The following is a 22,868-nucleotide window of genomic DNA, read 5'->3' as shown; positions in this document are numbered from 1 at the left end:
CTAACTAGCCTCCTTGCCGAGCGAGAATGAGAAAGTGATAGGGCGTGATGAAAATATTTTCGATTTAGATTCCGATGGCGGTTTCGAGGGCCTCATCGCTGGCAAGCGGAGCTGGCCGGGCGGCGCTCCGCTTGCCAGTGATGAGGTCAGGGCGACCGGTACTTACTTGTCGGCGCGCGGCACCACCGTCACCCACCACGGCGTGCGCTGGTGCACCTGCACCGGCAGGGTCGGCACCAGCGACTGCAGGGCAAGGTCGGTGTTGTGCAGCGGGAAACTGCCGGTGATGCGCAGTTCGGCCACTTCCGGCGCAACGCTCAGGTAGCCGGGGCGATAACGTCCCAGCTCTTCCACCAGGTCACCCAGGCGCACGTTGTCCACCACCAGCATGCCGCGGGTCCAGGCGTCGGCGCCGGGGGCGAGACCGTCGATGCGGCCGAGGTGGTCGTGGCTCATCAGGACCTGCTGGCCTTCACGCAGGATCTGCTCGTCGCCGCTGTCCTGCGGCTTGGCCGCCACGGCCGACTGCAGCACGCTCAGGCGCGTGCCCTGGTCTTCCAGGCGGACCAGGAAGCGCGTGCCCAGCGCACGCATGCGGCCATCGCCGGTGGCGACGACGAACGGACGGGTGTCGTTGTTGCGGTGGCCGGTCTCGATGGAAATCTCGCCGTCGTGCAGGACGATCAGGCGTTCTTTGTCGGTGAAGCGGATGTCCACCGCCGAATGGGTGTTGAGGTTGACCAGCGTGCCGTCTTCCAGGCGCAGGCTGCGCTGTTCGCCGGTGGCGGTGCGCTGGTCGGCCAGCCAGTAGCCGAGGCCTTGATGGGCGTTGCTCCAACTGATCAAGCCGCTGACCAGCAGCAGGCTGGCCAGTCCGCTGCCGATCTTGCGTACCCGCTGGCGCAGGCTGACCCGTGACTGCAGCAAGGCCTTGCGCGCCGGGCCGGCGGCTGCGGCAAAACGCTGGTCGAGCATGCCCAGCTGGCGCCAGGCGCGGGCGTGTTCTTCACTGGCGGCGTGCCAGCGTTCGAATTCGGCGCGTTCCTGGGCGCTGCCGCAGCCGGAATCCAGGCACAACTGCCAGCCGATGGCGTCGTCCAGTACTCGCGCCGAGACCGGGCTGGAATTCAGCTGGCTCATGTCGGCTCGCCGTACAGGGCGATGTAGCACTGACGCATGCCCTGAGCCAGGTATTGCCGTACGCGGGGCACCGAGACGCCGAGCTTGCCGGCGATCTCGGCATGGCTCAGGCCGTCCAGGCGGTTGTACAGGAAGGCGGCGCGGGCCTTGCTCGACAGTTTGCCGAGCAGGCGATCGATGGCCTTGAGGTCTTCGAGGATCAGGTGCAGGGCTTCGGGAGACGGATGCTCGGCCTCCGGCACCAGCAGCAGTTCTTCCAGGTAGGCCTGCTCCAGCGCCGAGCGGCGGAAATGATCAAACAGCAATCCCTTGGCGACCGCCATGAGAAACGCCCGCGGCTGGCGCGGTGCCGGCAGTTCGTCACGACCGAGCAGGCGCACGAAGGTGTCCTGGCTCAGGTCTTCGGCGCGCTCGGCACTGGCAAGGTTGCGGCGCAACCAGGTGAGCAGCCAGCTGCGATGGTCGCGGTACAGCGCACCGACCAGCTCGCTGTGAGGGCTAGGCACGGACGACAAGGGTGTTCCCCGGAAAAGAAAGTGTTAACTAACGAGAATTATTCGCGATTGTGTCAGAGCACGTGGCACTGTGCAATTAACGCTCATCGGATTCCGCGTTTCTTCCGGGAACAGCGTTACAACCCGTGGCTCTGCTGGCGCTTGCGCCGCCAGCCTTGCAGCCGCTGCTCCAGCAGGCGGGCGCTGTCCAGTTGCTGGCGACGTGCCTGGCTGAACAGGATCAGGGTCAATTCGGCGGTCACCTGGGCGTCGGCGCTGGCGTTGTGGCGCTCCTCCACCAACAGGCCGAAGTGGTTGATCCAGTCGTCGAGCCCGGCGTCGCGCATCACCACATCCGGGTTGAGCAGGGGGGCCAGCTCGGCCACGTCGATGAAGGGGTGCTGCAATTTGTAGCCAAGGCTGTCCTTGAGTGCCCGGCTGAGCATGCGCTGGTCGAAACCGGCATGAAAGGCCAGCAGCGGGCTGTCGCCGATGAAGTCCATCAGGTCGAGCAGGGCCAGCGCCGGGTCGCAGCCGGCGGCGATGGCGCTGGGGGCCAGGCCGTGGATCAGCACGCTGGGGGCCAGCTTGTGGTCGTGGCGGTGCAGGGTGCGTTCGAACTGCTGGCTGAAATCGATGGCGCCGTCCTCGATCACCACTGCGCCGATGGACAGCACCTGGTCACGGTTGACGTTGAGCCCGCTGGTTTCCAGGTCCAGCACCACCCAGCGCTGCCTGCCCAGCGGCGCGTCGCCCAGGACCGGCGGGGTGCCCAGTTCGGCCAGGCGCTGACGCTGGTGGTCGTCGAGGGTGGGTTGGCTGGGGCGCAGCCAGGCAAACAGGCTCATGGTGCAATGCTCACAGTTGGTAACGCAGGGCCAGGCTGCTTTGCAGGCGCTGGGCCTGGCGCAGCGATTCACGCAGGATGCGCCGGTCCAGGTCGTTGAGGTTGTCCGGGTCGACGCGGTTGGAATACGGCAGGTTCTGCCGGGTCTGCAACTGGTGCTGCTGCATGCGGGTCTGCTGGATGAAGTGATAGGCCTCTTCGAAGGCGCCGCCGTCCAGCGGGTCCATGACCTCTTTTTCCACCAGCAGGCGCAGGCGCTCCAGGGTGTTGTTGGCGCTGATGCCGTTGGCCAGGGCCAGCAGCCGTGCGCCATCGACGAAGGGCGTCAGGCCCTGGACCTTGAGGTCGAGGGTGGCGGCCTTGTCGTTGCCGGCGCGGGTCAGAACGAACTCGCGGAAGCGTCCCACCGGCGGTTTCTGGCGCAGGGCGTTCTCCGCCATCATGCGCTGGAACAGACGATTGTCGGCGACCTGATCGAGGATGCCCTGGCGCAGTTGCTCGCAGCCCTGGTCATCGCCCCAGACCACGCGCAGGTCGAAGTAGATGCTCGAGGCCAGCAGGTTTTCCGGTGTCGCCTCGCGGATGAAGGCGGCGAAACGCCGCGCCCACTCGGCGCGGGACAGGCACAGCTCGGGGTTGCCGGCCATGATGTTGCCCTTGCACAGGCTGAAGCCGCACTGCGCCAGGCCCTGGTTGATGTGCTGCGCCAGCGGCAGCAGGCGGCCGCGGATTTCGGCGGCTTCCATCGCATCGCGGGCGTCGAACAGAATGCCGTTGTCCTGGTCGGTGTGCAGGGTCTGCTCGCGGCGACCTTCACTGCCGAAGCACAGCCAGGTGAAGGGCACGCCGGGGTCGCCTTTTTCTTCGATCGCCAGTTCGATCACCCGGCACACGGTGTGGTCGTTGAGCAGGGTGATGATGTGGGTGATCTGCGTCGAGGACGCGCCGTGGGCCAGCATCCGCTCCACCAGTTGGCCGATCTCGCCGCGCAGTGCCACCAGGGTTTCCAGGCGCGGGGCGCTGCGGATGGTGCGAGCCAGATGAACCAGGTCGACCCGCTGCAGGGAGAACAGATCCCGTTCCGACACCACGCCGCACAGCCGGCGGTCTTCCACCAGGCAGACGTGAGCGATGTGCCGCTCGGTCATGGCAATGGCGGCATCGAAGGCGCTGGCCTGGGGCGTGAGGTAGAACGGTGAGGCGGTCATGTGGCCGGACACCGGCGAGTCGAAGTCGGTCTCGGCCCGGGCGACCACCTGGCGCAGGTCGCGCAGGGTGAAGATGCCCACCGGGAAGCGCTGTTCATCGACGATGACGATGCTGCCGACCTGGGTCTCGTCCATCAGCCGCACGGCCTCGCGCAGGCTGGTCTCGGGCGGGCAGGCCACCGGATGACGCATGGCCAGTTCGCCCAGGCGAGTGTTGAGGGAGTACTGGTTGCCGAGGGTTTCCACCGCACGCCGCTGGACTTGCTGGTTGACCTGGTCGAGCAGGCTGCTGACGCCGCGCAGGGCGAAGTCGCGGAACACCTCGGAGAGGGCGAACAGGCGAATGAACGCGGCCTTGTTCAGTTGCAGGCAGAAGGTATCTTCGGCCGCCAGGTGTTCGGTGCGTGTCGCCCGCTCGCCCAGCAGGGCGGCCAGCGGAAAGCACTCGCCGCGGGTGATCTCGAAGGTGGTTTCGGTGCCGCCCTTGACCACATGGGTGCGCTCGCCCACCACGCGGCCCTGCTTGACGATGAAAAAGTGTTCCACCGGACCGTCGTCGGGCTTGATGATGCTGTCGCCGGCGGCATAGAAGCGCAGCTGGCACTGTTCCACCAGATAGGCCAGGTGGGCGTTCTCCATCTGGTTGAACGGGGGAAAACGCTGCAGGAACTGCAGGGTGCCCTGGATGTTCTGCATGACTGCAGTTTTCCCGGCCTGGGTGTAAGCGTCCATTTTGCTCATCGGCGGTACCGTTTGAGGGTTTCGTCCAGGGAAACCGATTGTTGTTATGGTCCCCATGGTCGGCTGCGGGGTATCGGGTGCCCATTGGACGTAAGTCTAACGGCCCGGTGGCCGACGAAAGGCACGTTGCAAGCCCGGTGAATGCGGTCTGAACTTGATTCAATGGACTTTTTGCAGGTCCTCGACTTAGAGATGCCCATGCCCGATCACGACGATTTACTGAGCGACGCCGAACGCGAGGCATTGGCGCAAGTCACTGCACCGCCGGCGAAGCCGCTGAAGGTGGCCATCGTCGATGACGATCCTGATTCCAGGGAATTGCTGGCGGAGATTCTCACGCAACATCGGATCGAGACGATTGCCCTGACCAGTGCCGACGAAGCCTTGCGCCTGACTGTGCGGGACCGGAGTGTCGGGTTGCTGATCACCGATCTGCGGATGGCGCCCTACGATGGGCTGGAACTGATTCGCAAGATTCGCGAGTCGGAGCGGGCGGAGTTGCCGATCATCATCATCTCCGGGGATGCGGAGGTGCCGGATGCGATCGCGGCGATGCATTTGAGCGTGGTGGATTTTCTGCTCAAGCCGATCGATGTCGGGGTGCTGATGGGGTTGGTGCGGCGGGAGTTGGGAATCAGTTGAATGCAGCTTGCTGCTGAGGGCCTCATCGCCGGCAAGGCCGGCTCCCACAGGATTGGGGGTCACCCCTGAATCTTGTGGGAGCTGGCTTGCAAGCGGCCCTGCTTTTATAGGCCGTTACGCGCCTTGTACTCGCGACGACGACGGTGCAGCACCGGCTCGGTGTAGCCGTTCGGCTGCTTGGTGCCTTCGACCACCAGTTCGACCGCCGCCTGGAACGCGATGTTGTTGTCGAAGTCTGGCGCCAGCGGGCGGTACAGCGGGTCGTTGGCGTTCTGCTTGTCTACCACCGGTGCCATGCGCTTGAGGCTTTCCAGCACCTGCTCCTCGCTCACCACGCCGTGACGCAGCCAGTTGGCCAGCAACTGGGCGGAGATGCGCAGGGTGGCGCGGTCTTCCATCAGGCCGACATCGTTGATGTCCGGCACTTTCGAGCAACCCACGCCCTGGTCGATCCAGCGCACCACGTAGCCGAGGATGCCCTGGGCGTTGTTGTCCAGCTCGTTGCGGATCTCGTCGGCCGACCAGTTGGTGTCCGGCGCCAGCGGGATGGTCAGGATGTCATCGACCGAAGCCGGTGCACGCTTGGCCAGTTCGGCCTGGCGGGCGAAGACATCGACCTTGTGGTAGTGCAGCACGTGCAGCGCGGCAGCAGTCGGCGAGGGGACCCAGGCGGTGTTGGCACCGGCCTGCGGGTGGGCGATCTTTTGTTCCAGCATCGCGGCCATCAGGTCAGGCATGGCCCACATGCCCTTGCCGATCTGCGCGCGGCCTTGCAGGCCGACGGCCAGGCCGATATCGACGTTGGAGTTCTCGTAGGCGCCGATCCATTTCTGGGTCTTCATGGTGCCCTTGCGCACCATGGCGCCGGCTTCCATGGAGGTGTGGATCTCGTCGCCGGTACGGTCGAGGAAGCCGGTGTTAATGAACACCACGCGCTCGCTGGCCGCCTTGATGCACGCCTTGAGGTTGACCGTGGTACGGCGCTCCTCGTCCATGATCCCGACTTTCAGGGTGTTGTGCGGCAGGCCCAGCATGTCTTCGATGCGGCCGAACAGCTCGTTGGTGAATGCGGCTTCTTCCGGACCGTGCATCTTCGGCTTGACGATGTATACGGAGCCGGTGCGGGTGTTGCGGCGGGTGGTGTTGCCGTTGAGGTTGTGCATCGCCGCCAGGTTGGTGACCAGGCCGTCGAGGATGCCTTCCGGCACTTCGTTGCCATCCTTGTCGAGGATCGCGTCGATGGTCATCAGGTGGCCGACGTTACGCACGAACAGCAGCGAGCGACCGTGCAGGGTTACGGTACCGCCGTTGGGCGCGGTGTACTCGCGGTCCGGGTTCATGGTGCGGGTGAAGGTCTGGCCGTTCTTGCTGACGCTTTCTGCCAGGTCGCCCTTCATCAGGCCCAGCCAGTTTCGGTAGACCACGACCTTGTCGTCGGCATCGACGGCGGCGACGGAGTCTTCGCAGTCCATGATGGTGGTCAGCGCGGCTTCGACCAGGATGTCCTTCACGCCGGCGGCGTCGGTCTGGCCGACGGGCGTGGTCGGGTCGATCTGGATTTCGAAGTGCAGGCCGTTGTGCTTGAGCAGGATGCCGGTCGGCTCGGAGGCCTGGCCCTGGAAGCCGATCAGTTGGGCGTCGTCACGCAGGCCGGTGTTGCTGCCGCCCTTGAGGGCAACGATCAGCTTGCCGCCGTCGATGCTGTAGCGGGTGGCATCGACGTGGGAGCCGGCAGCCAGAGGCGCGGACTCGTCGAGGAAGGCGCGGGCGAAGGCGATGACCTTGTCGCCGCGGACCTTGTTGTAGCCCTTGCCCTTTTCCGCGCCGCCTTCTTCGCTGATGGCGTCGGTGCCGTAGAGCGCGTCGTACAGCGAGCCCCAGCGGGCGTTGGAGGCGTTCAGGGCGAAACGTGCGTTCATCACCGGGACGACCAGTTGCGGGCCGGCCATGCGGGCGATTTCTTCATCGACGTTCTGGGTCGAAAGCTGGAAATCCGCGGCTTCTGGCAGCAGGTAACCAATTTCCTGAAGGAAAGCTTTGTAGGCCACGGCGTCGTGCGCCTGGCCTTTGCGCGCCTGGTGCCAGGCATCGATCTGCGCTTGCAGGGTGTCGCGTTTGCTCAGCAGGGCTTTGTTCTTTGGAGCGAGGTCGTTGATGATCTTTTCCGCACCTGCCCAGAACTTCTCGGCGCTCACGCCGGTACCGGGAATGGCTTCGTTGTTCACGAAGTCGAACAGGACTTTGGCGACCTGAAGGCCACCGACTTGAACGTGTTCAGTCATTGCTTGCCTCACTCTGCTCAGCTATCAGCTTTTCTAATTACGCCTAACGCGCTTCTCTAAACACGGCACCAGGTCATGCCCTGACGGACGGCTGGGTGCGGCTCGCCAGACGGGCCGGCGGGCGGTTGCGCATTTTCACAGGCGCTTGGCAGACATCGGAATAACGTTTTGTAGTCCGCGCTGCGGCATACTACATGATGCGCTGCGCTTGTGAAAATCAGACTAAATACGTCGTTCTGCGACCATTTGGTCGCATGGGGTCACGCTGGGAGGGCATATGTTCGCAAAAAACGTGTGGATTGTTCCAGATAAATCTTAAAACAGTACACGATTTGATTTTCGATTCGCCTGCGGCAGGTTGCCGCGCCTTGCCTATACTGTTCCGGCGCCCTCTGAATCCGGGCGTTTCCACGGGTTTTCCAGCAGAGGGTCGTCCGCGTGAATCATCTTGTACTCACCGTCATCGCCGCCGACAAGGCCGGGCAGGTCGAGCGTATCGCCCAATGCATCGCCGATCATAACGGCAACTGGCTGGAGAGCCGCATGTCGCGGATGGCCGGGCAGTTCGCCGGCATCCTCAAGATAGCCGTGCCGGCCGAATCCCACGAGGAACTGGTCGAAGCATTGCAGAAACTGGGCGAGCGCGGTATCCGCGTGCTGATCGCCGAAAGCGGCATCGAACCGTCCTGCACCTGGAAACCGATCGCCATGAGCCTGGTGGGCAACGACCGCCCGGGCATCGTTCGTGACATTACCCGCTTGCTGGCGGAACAGGGCGTCAACGTCGAGCGCTTGAGCACCGATGTACGCCCGGCCCCCATGAGCAGCGAGCCGCTGTTCCATGCCGACGCCTTGCTCGCCGTGCCGCTGACGCTGGTGCTGGATGATCTGCAGGCGCGCCTCGAGGCGCTCGCCGATGATCTGATGGTCGAGCTGGAACTGCGTCCGGAAGAGTAGTTATCCCCAATCCGCCCCGTTTCACTTATCCCGTTTTAACGGGGACCGCCCTGTGGATAAGCTGGGGAGCCTCCCCGCCAGCCCAGGTAGCACGCGGGTTTGCCGCTATTGAGCAAAAAATCACCAGAATTCAGGGGCTTGTGCACAAAGCGCGGGGATGAGGGTGTGGATAACCTTGGGAGAGGTCTCTGCAGGCCACGGCTGGCGTGGCTTGCAGAGGTTTGTACGTTTTTTGATCAGGCGCGGCGGCGCAAGGTGAGCCAGGCGTCGACGCTGTACAGGGCAAGGCCCGCCCAGATGAACATGAAGGCCACCAGCGTGCTGCTCGACAAATGCTCGCCGAACAGCAGCACCGCCTGCAGCAGCACCAAGGTGGGCGCCAGGTATTGCAGGAAGCCCAGCGTGGTGTACGGCAGGTGGCGGGCGGCGGCGTTGAAGCACACCAGCGGCACCAGGGTCACCGGGCCTGCGGCCATCAACCAGAGCGCCTCGTTGCTGAAGTAGAAGCCCGACTGCACGCTGTGGGCTTCCGGGTGCAGCGCCAGCCAGCCGAGGGCCAGCGGCACCAGCATCCAGGTTTCCACTACAAGGCCGGGCAGCGCTGCGACAGGCGCCTGCTTGCGGATCAGACCGTAGAAGCCGAAGGTCAACGCCAGTGCCAGCGAGACCCACGGCAGGCTGCCCACTTGCCAGACCTGCTGCGCCACGCCCAGCGCAGCCAGACCCACCGCGACCCATTGCAGGCGACGCAGGCGTTCGCCGAGCAGCAGCATGCCCAGCAGCACGTTTACCAGCGGGTTGATGTAGTAACCCAGGCTGGCCTCGAGCATGCGGTCGTTGTTCACCGCCCAGACGTAGGTCAGCCAGTTGGCGGCGATCAGCACGCCGCTAACGGCGAGAATACCCAGCCGGCGCGGATTCTCACGCAGCTCGCGCCACCAGCCCGGATGTTTCCAGACCAGCAACAGCAGCGAGCCGAACAGTGCCGACCACAGCGCCCGGTGAACGATGATCTCCAGCGAGGGGACGCTTTGCAGCACCTTGAAGTAGAGCGGGAACAGGCCCCAGATGATGTAGGCGGTAAGGCCCAGGATGTACCCGCGGCGCGGGTTTGCGGCAGTCATGACGGTCCTTGCTTGGCTAACGGAATCGCCGCCATTGTAGACAGGGCGGCTGACACATTTAGAACAATTTCAGCGGTTCTTCATCCAGCGCGGCGCACTGCTCGCGCAGGGCCAGAATCTGATCGCCCCAGTAACGCTCCTGGCCGAACCAGGGGAAGCTGCGGGGGAATGCCGGGTCGTCCCAGCGCCGCGCCAGCCAGGCGCTGTAGTGCAGCAGGCGCAGGCCGCGCAGCGGCTCGATCAGCGCCAGTTCGCGGGGGTCGAAGTCGTGGAATTCGTTGTAGCCGTCCATCAGTTCGGCCAACTGGCCGAGGCGTTCTTCGCGGCTGCCGGCCAGCATCATCCACAGATCCTGAACCGCCGGGCCCATGCGGCAATCGTCCAGGTCGACGATGTGGAACACCTCGTCGCGGCACATCAGGTTGCCGGGGTGGCAGTCGCCGTGCAGGCGAATCTGCTGGTGCGGGGTTCGGGCGTAGATGGCCTCGATGCGCTTGAGCAGATCGCGGGCCACCGACTCGAAGGCGGGCAGCAGGCTTTTTGGTACGAAGTCGCCTTCCAGCAGGGTGGTCAGCGAGGCATGACCGAAGTTATCCACGGCCAGGCTCTCGCGTTCGGCGAAGGGGCGGCTGGCGCCCACCGCGTGCAGGCGGCCGAGCAACTGGCCGAGGCGGTAGAGCTGGTCGAGATTGCCAGGCTCCGGCGCGCGCCCGCCGCGACGGGGGAACAGGGCGAAACGAAAGCCTGCGTGTTCGAACAGGGTCTTGCCGTTGTGCAGCAGTGGCGCGACCACCGGAACTTCGCACTCGGCCAGTTCGGCGGTGAAGGCGTGTTCTTCGAGAATCGCGGCGTCGCTCCAGCGGCCGGGGCGGTAGAACTTGGCGATCACTGGCTCGGCGTCTTCGATGCCGACCTGATAGACCCGGTTCTCGTAGCTGTTGAGTGCCAGCACCCGGGCATCGCTGAGCAGGTCCTGGCTCTCGATGGCGTCCAGGACCAGGTCGGGGGTGAGGGTATCGAAGGGATGGGACATGCGCGGCTCCTGCTGTGCGGCAGGTGGTCGCCGCATCATGCGGGCATGGTAACTCAGGGGGCGGCGAGGAGCATGGCTCAACCACGGCGGGAGCTGGCCGGGCGGCGCTCCCACGGGTTCTTTATGGTGGTTTCAGGCGCCGATGACGCCGCCATCCTCACGCACGATCGCCATCACCGAAGACCGCGGCTTGCCGCCCGGCAAATGCTCGGGGAAGGTCGAGCCGCCGGTTTCACCCGGATGCTGGATGCCCACGAACAGGGTCTTCTGGTCCGGCGCAAAGGCGATGCCGGTGACTTCGCAGGCCACCGGACCGACCATGAAGCGGCGGATCTCGCCGGTCGCGGGGTCGGCGCAGAGCATCTGGTTGTTGCCCATGCCGGCGAAGTCGCCTTTGTTGCTGTAGTCGCCGTCGGTGAGGATCCACAGCCGGCCATCCGGGTCGAAGCCCAGGCCGTCCGGGCTGTTGAACATGTTCTGGGCGGTAACGTTGGTTGACCCGCGCTTTTCGTCCTGATGCACGTCCGGGTTGCCGGCGACCACGAACAGGTCCCAGTCGAAGCTCATGGACGCGTGGTCGTCGCTGTTTTCGCGCCAGCGCAGGATCTGTCCGTAGACGTTCTTGTCCCGCGGGTTCGGGCCGCCCTTGGGCTGGCCTTCTTCGCCGCGTTTGACGTTGTTGGTCAGGGTGCAATAGACCTGGCCGTCCTTGGGGCTGACCACGATCCACTCCGGACGGTCCATGCGCGTGGCGCCGAGCAGGCTGGCGGCGAGGCGGGCATGGATCAGCACCTGGGCCTGGTTGGCGAAGCCTGCAGCGGCGTTGAGGCCGTTCTTGCCGTGGGTCAGTTCCAGCCACTGGCCCTTGCCTTTCGGACGGTCCGGGTTGCCGTCGCCGCCGTCGAAACGCGCCACGTACAGGGTGCCGTGATCCAGCAGGTTGCGGTTGGCGGTGGGGTTCTTGTGGTCGATGCGGTCGCGGCTGACGAACTTGTAGATGAATTCGCCCCGCTCGTCGTCGCCCATGTAGACCACGGCGTGGCCGTCACGGGTTTCGGTGAAGGCGGCGTTCTCGTGCTTGAAGCGGCCGAGGGCGGTGCGCTTGACGGGGGTGGATTTGGGATCGAACGGGTCGATCTCCACTACCCAGCCGTGGCGGTTCAGTTCGTTGGGGTTCTTCGCCAGGTCGAAGCGCGGATCGTGCTGATGCCAGCCGACTTCCTTGCCCGCCACCGAAGCACCGTAGCGTTTCTGCCCGGCGTCGAAGGCCTGCTGCGGATCGCTGCTGCCGAAGCAGTCGGTGAAGTTCTCTTCGCAGGTCAGGTAGGTGCCCCACGGCGTCTTGCCATTGGCGCAGTTCTGGAAGGTGCCGAGCACTTTGCTCGCACTGTTGTCGGCGGCGGTGCGCAGCCAGGCGTCGCCGGCGGCAGGGCCGCTCAGGCGGATCGGCGTGTTGCCGTGGATGCGGCGGTTGTATTTCGAGTCCGCGACGAACTGCCACTGGCCGTTCTTGCGCTGCACTTCGATCACCGACACGCCTTCGGCGGCCTGGGCCTTGTGCACGTCTTCGGCATTGGCCGGCTGGCCGCCGTGGTCGAACAGGTAGCGGTAGTTGGTGTACTCGTTGTTGATCGCCATGAGTGCCCGGTTTTCATCGCCGGGGAAGGGGAACAGGCTCATGCCGTCATTGTTGTCGCCGAACTGGAGTTCCTGAGCCTTGGCCGTGCCTTTTCCGGACGGGTCGAAGGCCGGGGCATTGGCGTGCAGCGGCTGGCCCCAACTGATCAGCACCGAGGCCTTGTAGCCTGGCGGCAGGCTGATGCCGTCGGCGGTGGATGCGGGGATGCCGGCGAAGCCGAGCAGGGTGCTGCTGGCGGCGCTGACGCTGTCGGCCAGGACGCTGCGGCTGAGGAGGTTGCCACCGAGAAACAGGGCTGCACCACACAAGGCACCGGCACCGATGAAGCGGCGACGGCTGAGGCCGACCATCTGTTCGAGGTCGGTGAGCTGGTTTTCTTTTAATAGGTTCATGGACAGGCTTCCTGCGGTTTAGGCAGTCACCTTAATCAGCCTTTATGACAGTTCCATGGCGGATTTTAGACGGGCGTTCCCAAAAGAACGTAGGTCGGAAGGAAGCGAACCTGTACGACACTTCCGACGTCAAGCCCGTGGGTTCGCAGCCACTCCGGCTCGGCGAAGGCGCACAGAATCTGTCCGCTGCTGAGGCTCAGGCGCAGCTCGCTGGGGCCTTGCGGGTCGTCCAGCAGTTCGTCGATTTCGGCGTTCAGGCTATTGGTCCCGGCCGGTACCGCTTCATCGACGGTCGCCAGTTCCAGCCAGCCTGCCTTGATCAGGGCGACCACGGCGGTGCCGATCTCCAGCTCCAGGCGGTGCGTGCTGTCGTGGGTGATCTGCGCCTCGATGCGCAGGCCGCCGGCCAGGGTCAGTTCGATGGTGTCGTTGCGCCCCTGCGGATGGATCGCGCTGACCCGACCATGCAACTGGTTGCGCGCACTGGTGCGCAGCATCAGCCGGCCAAGCAGGTCGAGGTCGCTGCTGTCTTCGGCCTCTTCGAGAATCTGCGCCTGGAGAATCTGCAGGCGCTGGTATAGCCGCAGCACCCGACGCCCCTCGTCCGACAGGCGGGCACCGCCACCGCCACGCCCACCGGTGCTGCGTTCCACCAGCGGACGCGCGGCGAGATTGTTCAACTCGTCGATGGCGTCCCACGCGGCCTTGTAGCTCATGCCTGCGGCCTTGGCGGCACGGGTGATCGAGCCTTGCTCGTCGATGTGCTGCAACAGGGCGATGCGCTGAGGGCGGCGAACGATGTGCTGGGTCAGAGGGGCGGGCAAAGGCATAGGGACCGGTACGAAAGCTGACGATGATCGGCAGGAAAGTGCCCGCCTGCCTGCATCAAGTCAAGCGCCAGCGGGTCGCGGCGTACGTGCCAGGCAGTACACATCGACCCGTTCAGCGCCGTGATCGCGCAGCAGCCGGGCCAGCGCCTGGGCCGTGGCGCCGGTGGTCAGCACGTCGTCCACCAGGGCGACATGCAGACCTGCGAGGTGTTCGGCATGGCTCACGGCAAAAGCGTCCTTGAGGTTGCGCTGGCGGGCGCGGGCGCCGAGTTCCTGCTGTGCCGGGGTGTCGCGCAAGCGCTTGAGCAGCCGGGTGTCGCAGGGAATCGCCAGTTGTGTGCCGATCCATTCGCCCAGCATCGCCGCCTGGTTGTAGCCGCGCTGACGCAGACGCCCTGTCGCCATGGGCACCGGCAGCAGCAGCGCCGGGCGTGGCAGGCCCTCGGCAAAACGATGGCTCAGCCAGTTGCCGAGCATCTGCGCCAACAGGCGGCCCAGTGGCCACTGGCGTTGATGTTTGAAGCGGGTGATCAGCGCATCTACCGGGAAACCGTAGTGCCAGGGCGCCTCCACTTGTCGGAACGCGGGGCGACGCCGGGCGCATTGCGCGCACAGCAACCCCTGCATCGGCAATGGCAGGGCACAAAGGCGGCAATGTTCGTCGAGCCATGGCAGCTCGCTTTCGCAGGCAATGCAGATGGGATGGGGCTGTTCGGCTGGTTCGTCGCATAACAAACAGGTCTGTTCATTATTTGAGCAGATGTAAACTGACGAATCTTTGTGTGGTTGACAGCGCATGAGGCTTCCTTAACTATGCGGGCTATCCGTGATGCGCCGGCGGGCATTGCTGTCCCGGCGCCAGAACAAGCCTAAACAAGGAAACGCCCATGAGCGCGAGCACAACTGCAACGCTTCGTCACGACTGGTCCCTCGCCGAAGTCAAAGCCCTGTTCCAGCAGCCGTTCAACGACCTGCTGTTCCAGGCGCAGATCGTGCACCGCGCGCATTTCGACCCGAACCGCGTCCAGGTCTCGACCCTGCTGTCGATCAAGACCGGCGCATGCCCGGAAGATTGCAAATATTGTCCGCAGTCCGGTCACTACAACACCGGCCTGGACAAGCAGAAACTGATGGAAGTACAGAAGGTGCTGGAAGAGGCCGCCCGGGCCAAGGCCATCGGCTCCACCCGTTTCTGCATGGGTGCGGCGTGGAAGCATCCGTCGGCCAAGGACATGCCCTATGTGCTGCAGATGGTCAAAGGCGTGAAGGCCATGGGCCTGGAAACCTGCATGACCCTCGGCAAGCTCGACCAGGAGCAGACCCAGGCCCTGGCCGAAGCGGGCCTGGACTACTACAACCACAACCTCGACACCTCGCCGGAGTTCTACGGCAGCATCATCACCACCCGCACCTACAGCGAACGCCTGCAGACCCTGGCCTACGTGCGCGATGCCGGGATGAAGATCTGCTCGGGCGGCATCCTCGGCATGGGCGAGTCGCTGGATGACCGCGCCGGCCTCTTGATCCAGTTGGCCAACCTGCCGGAGCACCCGGAGTCGGTGCCGATCAACATGCTGGTGAAAGTCGCCGGCACGCCGCTGGAAAACGCCGAGGACGTCGATCCGTTCGACTTCATCCGCATGCTGGCCGTGGCCCGCATCCTCATGCCGAAATCCCATGTGCGCCTGTCCGCCGGTCGCGAGCAGATGAACGAGCAGATGCAGGCGCTGGCGTTCATGGCCGGGGCCAACTCGATCTTCTACGGCGAGAAACTGCTGACCACCGCCAACCCGCAGGCCGACAAAGACATGCAACTCTTCGCACGCCTGGGCATCAAGCCCGAGGCCCGCGAAGAACACGCCGACGAGGTGCACCAGGCGGCCATCGAGCAGGCCCTGATCGAGCAGAAGAGCAGCGAACTGTTCTACGACGCCGCGTCTGCCTGAGGCCTGCATGAGCTTCGATCTCCGTGCGCGCCTCGAACAGCGGCGCGCCGCTGACCTGTATCGCCAGCGTCCGCTGCTGCAGAGCCCGCAGGGGCCGCAGGTGGTGGTGGACGGTCAGCCGCTATTGGCCTTTTGCAGCAACGACTACCTGGGCCTGGCCAATCATCCCGAGGTGATCGCCGCCTGGCGCGCCGGTGCCGAGCGCTGGGGCGTGGGCGGTGGCGCCTCGCATCTGGTGGTTGGCCACAGCGCGCCGCATCACGAACTGGAAGAGGCCCTGGCCGAATTCACCGGCCGGCCCCGGGCGTTGCTGTTCACCACCGGCTACATGGCCAACCTAGGCACGATCACCGCGCTGGTCGGGCAGGGCGATACGGTGTTGCAGGACCGCCTCAACCACGCCTCGCTGCTGGACGCCGGCCTGCTCAGCGGCGCGCGTTTCAACCGCTACCTGCACAACGATGGCGACAGTCTCGACAAGCGTCTGGACAAGGCCGAAGGCAATACCCTGGTGGTCACCGACGGTGTGTTCAGCATGGATGGCGATCTCGCCGAGCTGCCGGAACTGGCCAGCCGCGCCCGCGAGAAGGGCGCCTGGCTGATGGTGGACGACGCTCATGGTTTCGGCACCCTGGGCCGCAAGGGCGGCGGCGTCGCCGAGCACTTCGGCCTGAGTCTGGAGGAACTGCCGGTACTGGTGGGCACCCTGGGCAAGGCATTCGGCACTGCGGGCGCCTTTGTCGCCGGCAGCGAAGACCTGATCGAGTGCCTGGTGCAGTTCGCCCGTCCTTATATCTACACCACCAGCCAGCCACCGGCACTGGCCTGCGCCACCCTGAAAAGCCTGACCCTGCTGCGTGACGAACACTGGCGGCGCGAGCATCTGGCAGCGTTGATCGCCCAGTTCCGCGGCGGCGCCGAACAGATCGGCCTGCAACTGATGGACAGCTTCACGCCGATCCAGCCGATCCTGATCGGCGATGCCGGGCGTGCCCTCAGGCTTTCGCAGATGCTGCGCGAGCGCGGGCTGATGGTGACGGCAATCCGTCCGCCCACCGTGCCCGCCGGCAGCGCCCGTCTGCGGGTGACCCTGACGGCCGCCCACAGCGCCGCGCAGGTCCAGCTATTGTTGAATGCATTGGCCGAGTGCTATCCGCTGTTGGAGCCTGTCGATGCGTAACCATCTGATTCTGCTGCCGGGCTGGGGCCTGGGCAGTGCCGCGCTGGAGCCGTTGGCGGCCAGTTTGCGGGCTCTGGATCCGGGCCTTCGGGTCGAGTTGGTGGAATTGCCGGAGGTGGTCGACTCCGACCCGCAAGCCTGGCTCGACGAACTGGACCGACGCCTGCCCAGGGACACCTGGCTCGGCGGCTGGTCGCTGGGCGGCATGCTCGCTGCCGAATTGGCGGCCCGGCGCGGCGATCGCTGCTGCGGCCTGTTGACCCTGGCCAGCAACCTCAGCTTCGTCGCCCGTCCCGACTGGCCCGATGGCATGCCGGTGGACACCTTCGAAACCTTCGTCGATGGCTGCCGCAGTCATCCGGCTGTGACCCTCAAGCGTTTCAGATCGCTGTGCAGCGAGGGCGCGCAAGAGCCCCGCAACCTGATGCGCCGGCTTGGCGTCGGCCTGCCGGACACCGACCCGGTGTTGCTGGTCAAGGGCCTGGACGTTCTGGGCCGACTGGACACCCGCGCGGCGCTCGAGCAATACGGCGGCCCGCAGTTGCACCTGTTCGCCGGTGCCGACGAACTGGTGCCCGCCCAGGCGGCCAGGGTGCTGTGCGAATTGCTGCCGGATATAGAAGTGGGATTGGTGGAAAGTGCCTCTCACGCCTTCATCCTCGAATTCCCGCAAGAGCTGGCTGCGGCCATCAAGCATTTCCTGCACGAGAGTGGCGATGACTGATCTATCCCTGCCGGGCCTGCCCGGCGCACTGCCTGACAAGCGCCAGGTGGCGGCTTCCTTCTCCCGGGCGGCGGCCAGCTACGACAGCGTTGCCGAATTACAGCGTGCGGTGGGCGGGCATTTGCAGGCGCTGTTGCCGGAAGCCCTGAAGCCGCGCTGCTGGGTCGATCTGGGCAGCGGCACCGGGCATTTCAGCCGCCAGTTGCAAGGGCGTTACCCACAGGGGCTGGGCGTTGCCGTGGACATTGCCGAGGGCATGCTGCGCCACGCCCGCGAGGCCGGCGGCGCGCAGTTTCATGTGGCCGGCGATGCCGAGCGCCTGCCGCTGCGCGACGCCTGCGCCGATCTGGTGTTCTCCAGCCTGGCGGTACAGTGGTGTGCGGATTTTCGTGCGGTGCTGAGCGAGGCGCGGCGTGTGCTGCAGCCTGGCGGTGTGCTGGCGTTTTCCAGCCTGTGCGTCGGTACCCTGCATGAATTGCGCGCCAGTTGGGAGGCCGTCGATGGGCTGGTGCATGTCAACCGCTTCCGCAGCTTCCAGGATTACCAGCGGCTGTGCCGCGAAAGCGGCCTGGACGTACTCGATCTGCATGCACAACCCCATGTGTTGCACTACCCTGATGTGCGCAACCTGACCCATGAGTTGAAAGCTCTGGGCGCGCACAACCTCAATCCCGGCCGGCCCACCGGATTGACCGGACGGGAACGGATGCAAGGTCTGCTGCGGGCGTACGAGCAGTTCCGCCAGCCAGAAGGCCTGCCCGCCACCTACCAGGTGGTCTACGGGGTACTGCACAAGCCGCTGACACAAGGGGAGTAAGATGACCGCGGCCTACTTCATCGCTGGAACCGACACCGATGTCGGCAAGACCACTGTCGCCGCCGGCCTGCTGCACGCCGCGCAACTGGCGGGCCTCAGCACCCTCGGCGCCAAGCCGGTGGCCTCGGGCTGCGAGGTCACGACCAAGGGCCTGCGCAACAGCGATGCGCTGGCGTTGATGGCGCAAAGCACCGTGAAACTGCCGTATGAGCGCATCAATCCCTTTGCTTTCGAACCGGCCATTGCTCCGCATCTGGCGGCCCGTGAAGCAGGCGTCGATCTCAGTGTGCAGGGCCTGCTCGGGCCAATGCGCGCGGTGCTCGCGCAACAGGCCGATTTCACCCTGATCGAAGGTGCTGGCGGCTGGCGCGTGCCGTTGTCGCACCATGCCAACCTGTCTGACCTGGCCATGGCGTTGAAGCTGCCGGTGATCCTGGTGGTGGGCGTCCGCCTGGGCTGTATCAACCACGCCCTGCTCAGCGCCGAGGCAATCGCCCGGGACGGCCTGCAGCTTGCGGGCTGGGTCGCCAATATCGTCGATTCGCGTACTTCGCGGCTGGAAGAAAACCTCGCCAGCCTTGCCGAACGACTGCCCGCGCCTTGCCTGGGGCGGGTGCCGAGGCTCAAGCCTGCAACGGCCGAAGCGGTGGCGGAGCACCTGCAGATCGACCTGCTTGACTGACCCTGTCTATCAGATGGCCCGGTGCCATTGAGCTTTTTCAAGGGCCTTTTGCGCCCTGGTCTGGTTCAATAGGCCACTGTATTGCCACTTATTCGTTCAGCTTTTCTGGAGCCAATGACATGGAAATCTCGGGCAGTTCCGCATTCTATGCCGGCCTGGGCGCCATTCAGGCCGGTCAGCAGCGCGTCGATCAGGCCGCCAGCCAGATCGCCAGCAACACCGTTGAACGTGCCGCCACCAGTCAGTCCAGCGACTATCAGGCCGAGCGCCTGCGTTCGGTCGATCGCAGCCAGCAGATGGACCTGGCCACCAACACCGTCGAGCAGGCCATGGGCAAGCATCAGGTCGAACTCGGTGTCAAAGTGGCCAAAGCATCGGACGAAATGCTAGGCACGCTGATCGACACCTACGCCTGAGGCGCGATACCTCAGGCGTCACCGTCTTCCCAATCCCCTTATTCCTCAGCGCCTTGGCCATCTGGCCGGGCGTTCGGCCGCGTGTTTTCTACACTTTCTTCAGCGTTTTCCTGCAAACGGACGATGACGGAAACGCCATCGGTGGGGTGCTTGACAAGTTTTCGGCTTAAACGTAAGTTTCAAACAACTGTTTGACCCAAAGCCGCCAAGAGCTGGTCGGTGTGTCGCGGTCACTTACCCAACCAGGATTCATCAGCAGAGGTTCATCGCTATGCCTGAATACAAAGCCCCCTTGCGTGATATTCGTTTCGTCCGTGATGAACTGCTCGGCTATGAAGCGCACTATCAGAGCCTGCCGGGTTGCCAGGACGCCACGCCAGACATGGTCGATGCCATCCTCGAGGAAGGCGCCAAGTTCTGTGAACAGGTACTGGCCCCGCTGAACCGCGTCGGTGACCTGGAAGGCTGCACCTGGAGCGAGTCGGGCGTGAAGACCCCGACCGGTTTCAAGGCGGCTTACCAGCAGTTCGTCGAAGGTGGCTGGCCGAGCCTGGCCCATGACGTCGATCACGGCGGCCAGGGCCTGCCGGAGTCGCTGGGGCTGGCGATCAGTGAAATGGTCGGCGAGTCGAACTGGTCCTGGGGCATGTACCCGGGCCTGTCCCACGGAGCGATGAACACCCTGTCCGCCCATGGCACCGCCGAACAGCAGCACACCTACCTGACCAAGCTGGTGTCCGGCGAGTGGACCGGCACCATGTGCCTGACCGAGCCACACTGCGGCACTGACCTGGGCATGCTGCGCACCAAGGCCGAACCTCAGGCCGACGGTTCCTACAAAGTCACCGGCACCAAGATCTTCATCTCTGCCGGTGAACACGACATGGCCGACAACATCGTCCACATCGTCCTGGCCCGCCTGCCCGACGCACCGGCCGGCACCAAAGGCATCTCGCTGTTCATCGTGCCGAAATTCCTGCCGACCGCCGACGGTGCCATCGGCGAGCGCAATGCCGTTTCCTGTGGCTCCATCGAGCACAAGATGGGCATCCATGGCAACGCCACCTGCGTGATGAACTTCGACGCAGCGACCGGCTACCTGATCGGCCCGGCCAACAAAGGCCTGAACTGCATGTTCACCTTCATGAACACTGCTCGCCTGGGTACCGCGCTGCAAGGCCTGGCCCACGCTGAAGTGGCGTTCCAGGGTGGCCTGAAATACGCTCGCGACCGCCTGCAAATGCGCTCGCTGACCGGCCCGAAAGCGCCGGACAAGGCTGCCGACCCGATCATCGTCCACCCGGACGTGCGCCGCATGCTGCTGACCATGAAGGCCTTCGCCGAAGGCAACCGCGCCATGGTCTACTTCACCGCCAAGCAAGTGGACATCGTCAAGTACAGCCAGGACGAAGAAGAGAAGAAGAAGGCCGATGCCCTGCTGGCCTTCATGACCCCGATCGCCAAGGCCTTCATGACCGAAGTCGGCTTCGAAGCCGCCAACCACGGTGTGCAGATCTACGGTGGCCACGGCTTCATCGCCGAGTGGGGCATGGAGCAGAACGTTCGCGACAGCCGTATCTCCATGCTGTACGAAGGCACCACCGGCATCCAGGCGCTGGACCTGCTGGGCCGTAAAGTGCTGATGACCCAGGGCGAAGCGCTGAAGAGCTTCACCAAGATTGTCCACAAGTTCTGCCAGGCGCAGGAAGGCAACGAAGCGCTGAACGAATTCGTCACGCCGCTGGCCGCGCTGAACAAAGAGTGGGGCGAACTGACCATGAAGGTCGGCATGGCCGCCATGAAAGACCGCGAGGAAGTGGGTGCCGCCTCGGTGGATTACCTGATGTACTCCGGTTATGCGTGCCTGGCGTACTTCTGGGCCGACATCGCCCGCCTGGCTGCCGAGAAACTGGCTGCCGGCACCAGCGAAGAAGCCTTCTACACCGCCAAGCTGCAGACTGCGCGCTTCTACTTCCAGCGCATCCTGCCGCGCACCCGCACTCACGTTGCCACCATGCTGTCGGGCGCCAACAACCTGATGGCGATGGACGAAGAGCACTTCGGCCTGTCCTACTGAGCTGCGAGTTGTAAGCGGCAAGCCGCAAGAAAGAGCGCCGCGAGCGCATGAAGTTTGCGGCTTTGCCCCAGAAAAACGCCTGCCCTCATCGGCAGGCGTTTTTTTTGGTCCGGATTCAGCGCAAAGCCACCTCACACCGCCGAACGCTCTTTCTTGCAGCTTGAAGCTTGCAACTTGAAGCTCCCCCCAAAACGAAACTCAAGCTCCCGACTATCGGTGCCGCTAAATAAATTGACGCCAAAAATTTATCTATTCCTGTGCATTGCCGATACAGTAGAGGCACAATGACATTATCGATCTGCTGGATCGGAGAGTTCTCTTGTTTCGTTTTTCCGCTGTAAAAGCCAGTCACTTCCTTCCGGGCATCGTGCTCCTGCTATCGGGGCTCGCGGCCGCCTACGTGCGCGACCTGTCGGTGTTCTTCACGTCGCTGTTCAACGTGCTGCCAACCCTGGTGCTTTTGCTGGGCGGCGCCTACTGCGCGGTGTATCGCCGGCAGCGCGAGCTGTTCCTGATGATCACCGTGTACATCGCCTACTACCTGCTCGACACCCAGACCGATTTCTACCGCGACCACGGCCGCGTCCGCGAGGATGCCGCAGTGGTGTTCCACCTGGTCTGCCTGTTGCTGCCGATGCTGTTCGCCCTGTTCGGCGCCTGGCAGGAGCGCACCCACCTGTTCCAGGACATGGTGGCGCGTTTCGCCGTGCTGCTGGCGGTGGGCAGCGTGGCGCTGGGCCTTGAGCAGAGTTACCCGCAGGCGCTGCTGGGCTGGCTGGCAGAGATCCGCTGGCCGGCGCTGCACGGGCAGTGGATGAGTCTGATCCAGATGTCCTACCCGGTGTTCTTCCTGGCCTTCGTGGTGCTGGTGGTGCAGTACCTGCGCGAGCCGCGGCCACTGCACGCGGCGCAGGTCATCGGCCTGATCGGCATCTTCTGGATGCTGCCGCAGACCTTCATCCTGCCGTTCACCCTGAACATCATGTGCAGCCAGGTGATGCTGATGATCGCCGCCGCGGTGTCCCACGAGGCCTACCAGATGGCCTTCCGCGACGAGCTGACCGGTCTGCCGGGGCGCCGGGCGCTAAACGAGCGCATGCAGCGTCTGGGGCGCAACTACGTGCTGGCGATGACCGACGTCGATCACTTCAAGAAATTCAACGACACCCACGGCCACGATGTCGGCGACCAGGTTTTGCGGCTGGTGGCCAGCAAGCTGTCGAAGGTCACCGGTGGCGGTCGGGCGTATCGCTACGGCGGCGAGGAGTTCGCCCTGGTGTTTGCGGGCAAGACCATCGAAGAGTGCATTCCGCACCTGGAAGCGGTGCGTGAGATGATCGCCAACTACGCCATCCAGTTGCGCAATCAGGAAAGCCGCCCGCAGGACGACCAGCAAGGCCGTCAGCGCCGTGGTACGGCAAGCGGCGGGGCCGTTTCGGTGACCATCAGTATCGGTGCCTGCGAGCGTCAGCCCGAGCACCGCACGCCTGAGGAAGTGTTGAAGTCCGCCGACCAGGCGCTCTACAACGCCAAGGGCGCGGGACGTAACTGTGTGATGGCCCATGGGCAGAAGGAGCGGCGTGGCGCCATGCGCGTGGCGTGACTGAAACTGACTGCTCAGTCTCTAGATGACCCTATGTGTCGCAAAAGTTGTTCGGTTACACTCCAAGACCTTAGTACCGGTCCCCCGCAGGACT

20 protein-coding genes are annotated in these 22,868 nt (G+C 64.4%); 10 read left to right on the top strand and 10 right to left on the bottom strand.

What is annotated here, in order from left to right; translation table 11 throughout:
• Positions 1-162: 162 nt before the first annotated feature.
• From AC05QJ_RS29740 to AC05QJ_RS29725, 4 genes are all read right to left on the bottom strand, one after another.
• The gene (locus tag AC05QJ_RS29740; RefSeq protein ID WP_476744735.1) at positions 163-1,140 is read right to left on the bottom strand and encodes a FecR domain-containing protein; all 978 of its coding nucleotides are present in this window, start codon (positions 1,138-1,140) and stop codon (positions 163-165) included.
• Entirely contained in the window at positions 1,137-1,655 is a 519-nt protein-coding gene (locus AC05QJ_RS29735; protein ID WP_476744734.1) for an RNA polymerase sigma factor, read from the bottom strand. Before AC05QJ_RS29735 ends, AC05QJ_RS29740 begins: the two co-directional genes overlap by 4 nt.
• Positions 1,656-1,771: 116 nt before the next feature.
• Complete coding sequence (locus AC05QJ_RS29730) at positions 1,772-2,482, bottom strand: 3'-5' exonuclease (RefSeq protein WP_476744733.1); 711 nt, start codon at positions 2,480-2,482, stop codon at positions 1,772-1,774.
• Positions 2,483-2,492: 10 nt separating this feature from the next.
• Positions 2,493-4,430, bottom strand: coding sequence for a DUF294 nucleotidyltransferase-like domain-containing protein (locus AC05QJ_RS29725; protein WP_476744732.1), 1,938 nt, complete (start codon positions 4,428-4,430; stop codon positions 2,493-2,495).
• A gap of 198 nt (positions 4,431-4,628) precedes the next feature.
• On the opposite strand from AC05QJ_RS29725, the gene AC05QJ_RS29720 reads away from it, so the two are divergent.
• Entirely contained in the window at positions 4,629-5,072 is a 444-nt protein-coding gene (locus AC05QJ_RS29720; RefSeq protein ID WP_476744731.1) for a response regulator, read from the top strand.
• 104 nt (positions 5,073-5,176) lie between these two features.
• Here the strand turns inward: AC05QJ_RS29720 and AC05QJ_RS29715 are convergent, their stop codons facing one another.
• The gene (locus AC05QJ_RS29715) at positions 5,177-7,354 is read right to left on the bottom strand and encodes a malate synthase G (protein ID WP_476744730.1); all 2,178 of its coding nucleotides are present in this window, start codon (positions 7,352-7,354) and stop codon (positions 5,177-5,179) included.
• 438 nt (positions 7,355-7,792) lie between these two features.
• On the opposite strand from AC05QJ_RS29715, the gene AC05QJ_RS29710 reads away from it, so the two are divergent.
• On the top strand, positions 7,793-8,311 hold the full coding sequence (locus AC05QJ_RS29710) for a glycine cleavage system transcriptional repressor (protein WP_476744729.1): 519 nt from the start codon (positions 7,793-7,795) through the stop codon (positions 8,309-8,311).
• A 236-nt stretch (positions 8,312-8,547) separates the two neighbouring features.
• Here the strand turns inward: AC05QJ_RS29710 and rarD are convergent, their stop codons facing one another.
• From rarD to AC05QJ_RS29685, 5 genes are all read right to left on the bottom strand, one after another.
• The gene (rarD, locus tag AC05QJ_RS29705; RefSeq protein ID WP_476744728.1) at positions 8,548-9,435 is read right to left on the bottom strand and encodes an EamA family transporter RarD; all 888 of its coding nucleotides are present in this window, start codon (positions 9,433-9,435) and stop codon (positions 8,548-8,550) included.
• Positions 9,436-9,493: 58 nt separating this feature from the next.
• Complete coding sequence (locus AC05QJ_RS29700) at positions 9,494-10,468, bottom strand: serine/threonine protein kinase (protein ID WP_476744727.1); 975 nt, start codon at positions 10,466-10,468, stop codon at positions 9,494-9,496.
• Positions 10,469-10,600: 132 nt separating this feature from the next.
• Entirely contained in the window at positions 10,601-12,499 is a 1,899-nt protein-coding gene (locus AC05QJ_RS29695; RefSeq protein WP_476744726.1) for a PhoX family protein, read from the bottom strand.
• A gap of 65 nt (positions 12,500-12,564) precedes the next feature.
• Positions 12,565-13,329: a TOBE domain-containing protein gene (locus tag AC05QJ_RS29690; RefSeq protein ID WP_476744725.1), complete on the bottom strand. Its 765-nt coding sequence runs from the start codon at positions 13,327-13,329 to the stop codon at positions 12,565-12,567.
• A gap of 60 nt (positions 13,330-13,389) precedes the next feature.
• Positions 13,390-14,127, bottom strand: a complete 738-nt coding sequence (locus AC05QJ_RS29685; RefSeq protein ID WP_476744724.1) for a phosphoribosyltransferase family protein — start codon at positions 14,125-14,127, stop codon at positions 13,390-13,392.
• Between the two features lie 89 nt (positions 14,128-14,216).
• Here AC05QJ_RS29685 and bioB point away from each other — a divergent pair, with 89 nt between their 5' ends.
• The 8 genes from bioB (at position 14,217) to AC05QJ_RS29645 (ending at position 22,774) form a co-directional block, all read left to right on the top strand.
• Positions 14,217-15,275 (top strand): biotin synthase BioB, encoded by a 1,059-nt coding sequence (bioB, locus tag AC05QJ_RS29680; protein WP_476744723.1) that lies wholly within the window; start codon positions 14,217-14,219, stop codon positions 15,273-15,275.
• A gap of 7 nt (positions 15,276-15,282) precedes the next feature.
• On the top strand, positions 15,283-16,455 hold the full coding sequence (gene bioF, locus AC05QJ_RS29675) for an 8-amino-7-oxononanoate synthase (RefSeq protein WP_476744722.1): 1,173 nt from the start codon (positions 15,283-15,285) through the stop codon (positions 16,453-16,455).
• Positions 16,448-17,179, top strand: a complete 732-nt coding sequence (locus AC05QJ_RS29670) for an alpha/beta fold hydrolase (protein ID WP_476744721.1) — start codon at positions 16,448-16,450, stop codon at positions 17,177-17,179. The genes bioF and AC05QJ_RS29670 overlap by 8 nt, the downstream gene beginning before the upstream one ends.
• On the top strand, positions 17,172-17,996 hold the full coding sequence (gene bioC / locus AC05QJ_RS29665) for a malonyl-ACP O-methyltransferase BioC (RefSeq protein ID WP_476744719.1): 825 nt from the start codon (positions 17,172-17,174) through the stop codon (positions 17,994-17,996). Before AC05QJ_RS29670 ends, bioC begins: the two co-directional genes overlap by 8 nt.
• A gap of 1 nt (position 17,997) precedes the next feature.
• Positions 17,998-18,678 (top strand): dethiobiotin synthase, encoded by a 681-nt coding sequence (gene bioD, locus AC05QJ_RS29660; protein WP_476744718.1) that lies wholly within the window; start codon positions 17,998-18,000, stop codon positions 18,676-18,678.
• Between the two features lie 119 nt (positions 18,679-18,797).
• Positions 18,798-19,094, top strand: a complete 297-nt coding sequence (locus AC05QJ_RS29655) for a pyrroloquinoline quinone biosynthesis protein PqqE (RefSeq protein WP_476744717.1) — start codon at positions 18,798-18,800, stop codon at positions 19,092-19,094.
• A 271-nt stretch (positions 19,095-19,365) separates the two neighbouring features.
• A complete protein-coding gene (locus AC05QJ_RS29650; RefSeq protein ID WP_476744716.1) occupies positions 19,366-21,171 on the top strand; it encodes a phenylacyl-CoA dehydrogenase in 1,806 nt (601 codons plus the stop codon).
• A gap of 319 nt (positions 21,172-21,490) precedes the next feature.
• Positions 21,491-22,774: a GGDEF domain-containing protein gene (locus tag AC05QJ_RS29645; RefSeq protein WP_476744715.1), complete on the top strand. Its 1,284-nt coding sequence runs from the start codon at positions 21,491-21,493 to the stop codon at positions 22,772-22,774.
• Positions 22,775-22,868 lie beyond the last annotated feature (94 nt).

This window comes from Pseudomonas sp. TUM25319, assembly GCF_056388475.1.
The sequence above is the reverse complement of the archived record's forward strand: the minus strand, read 5'-3'. Positions and strand labels throughout refer to the sequence as shown.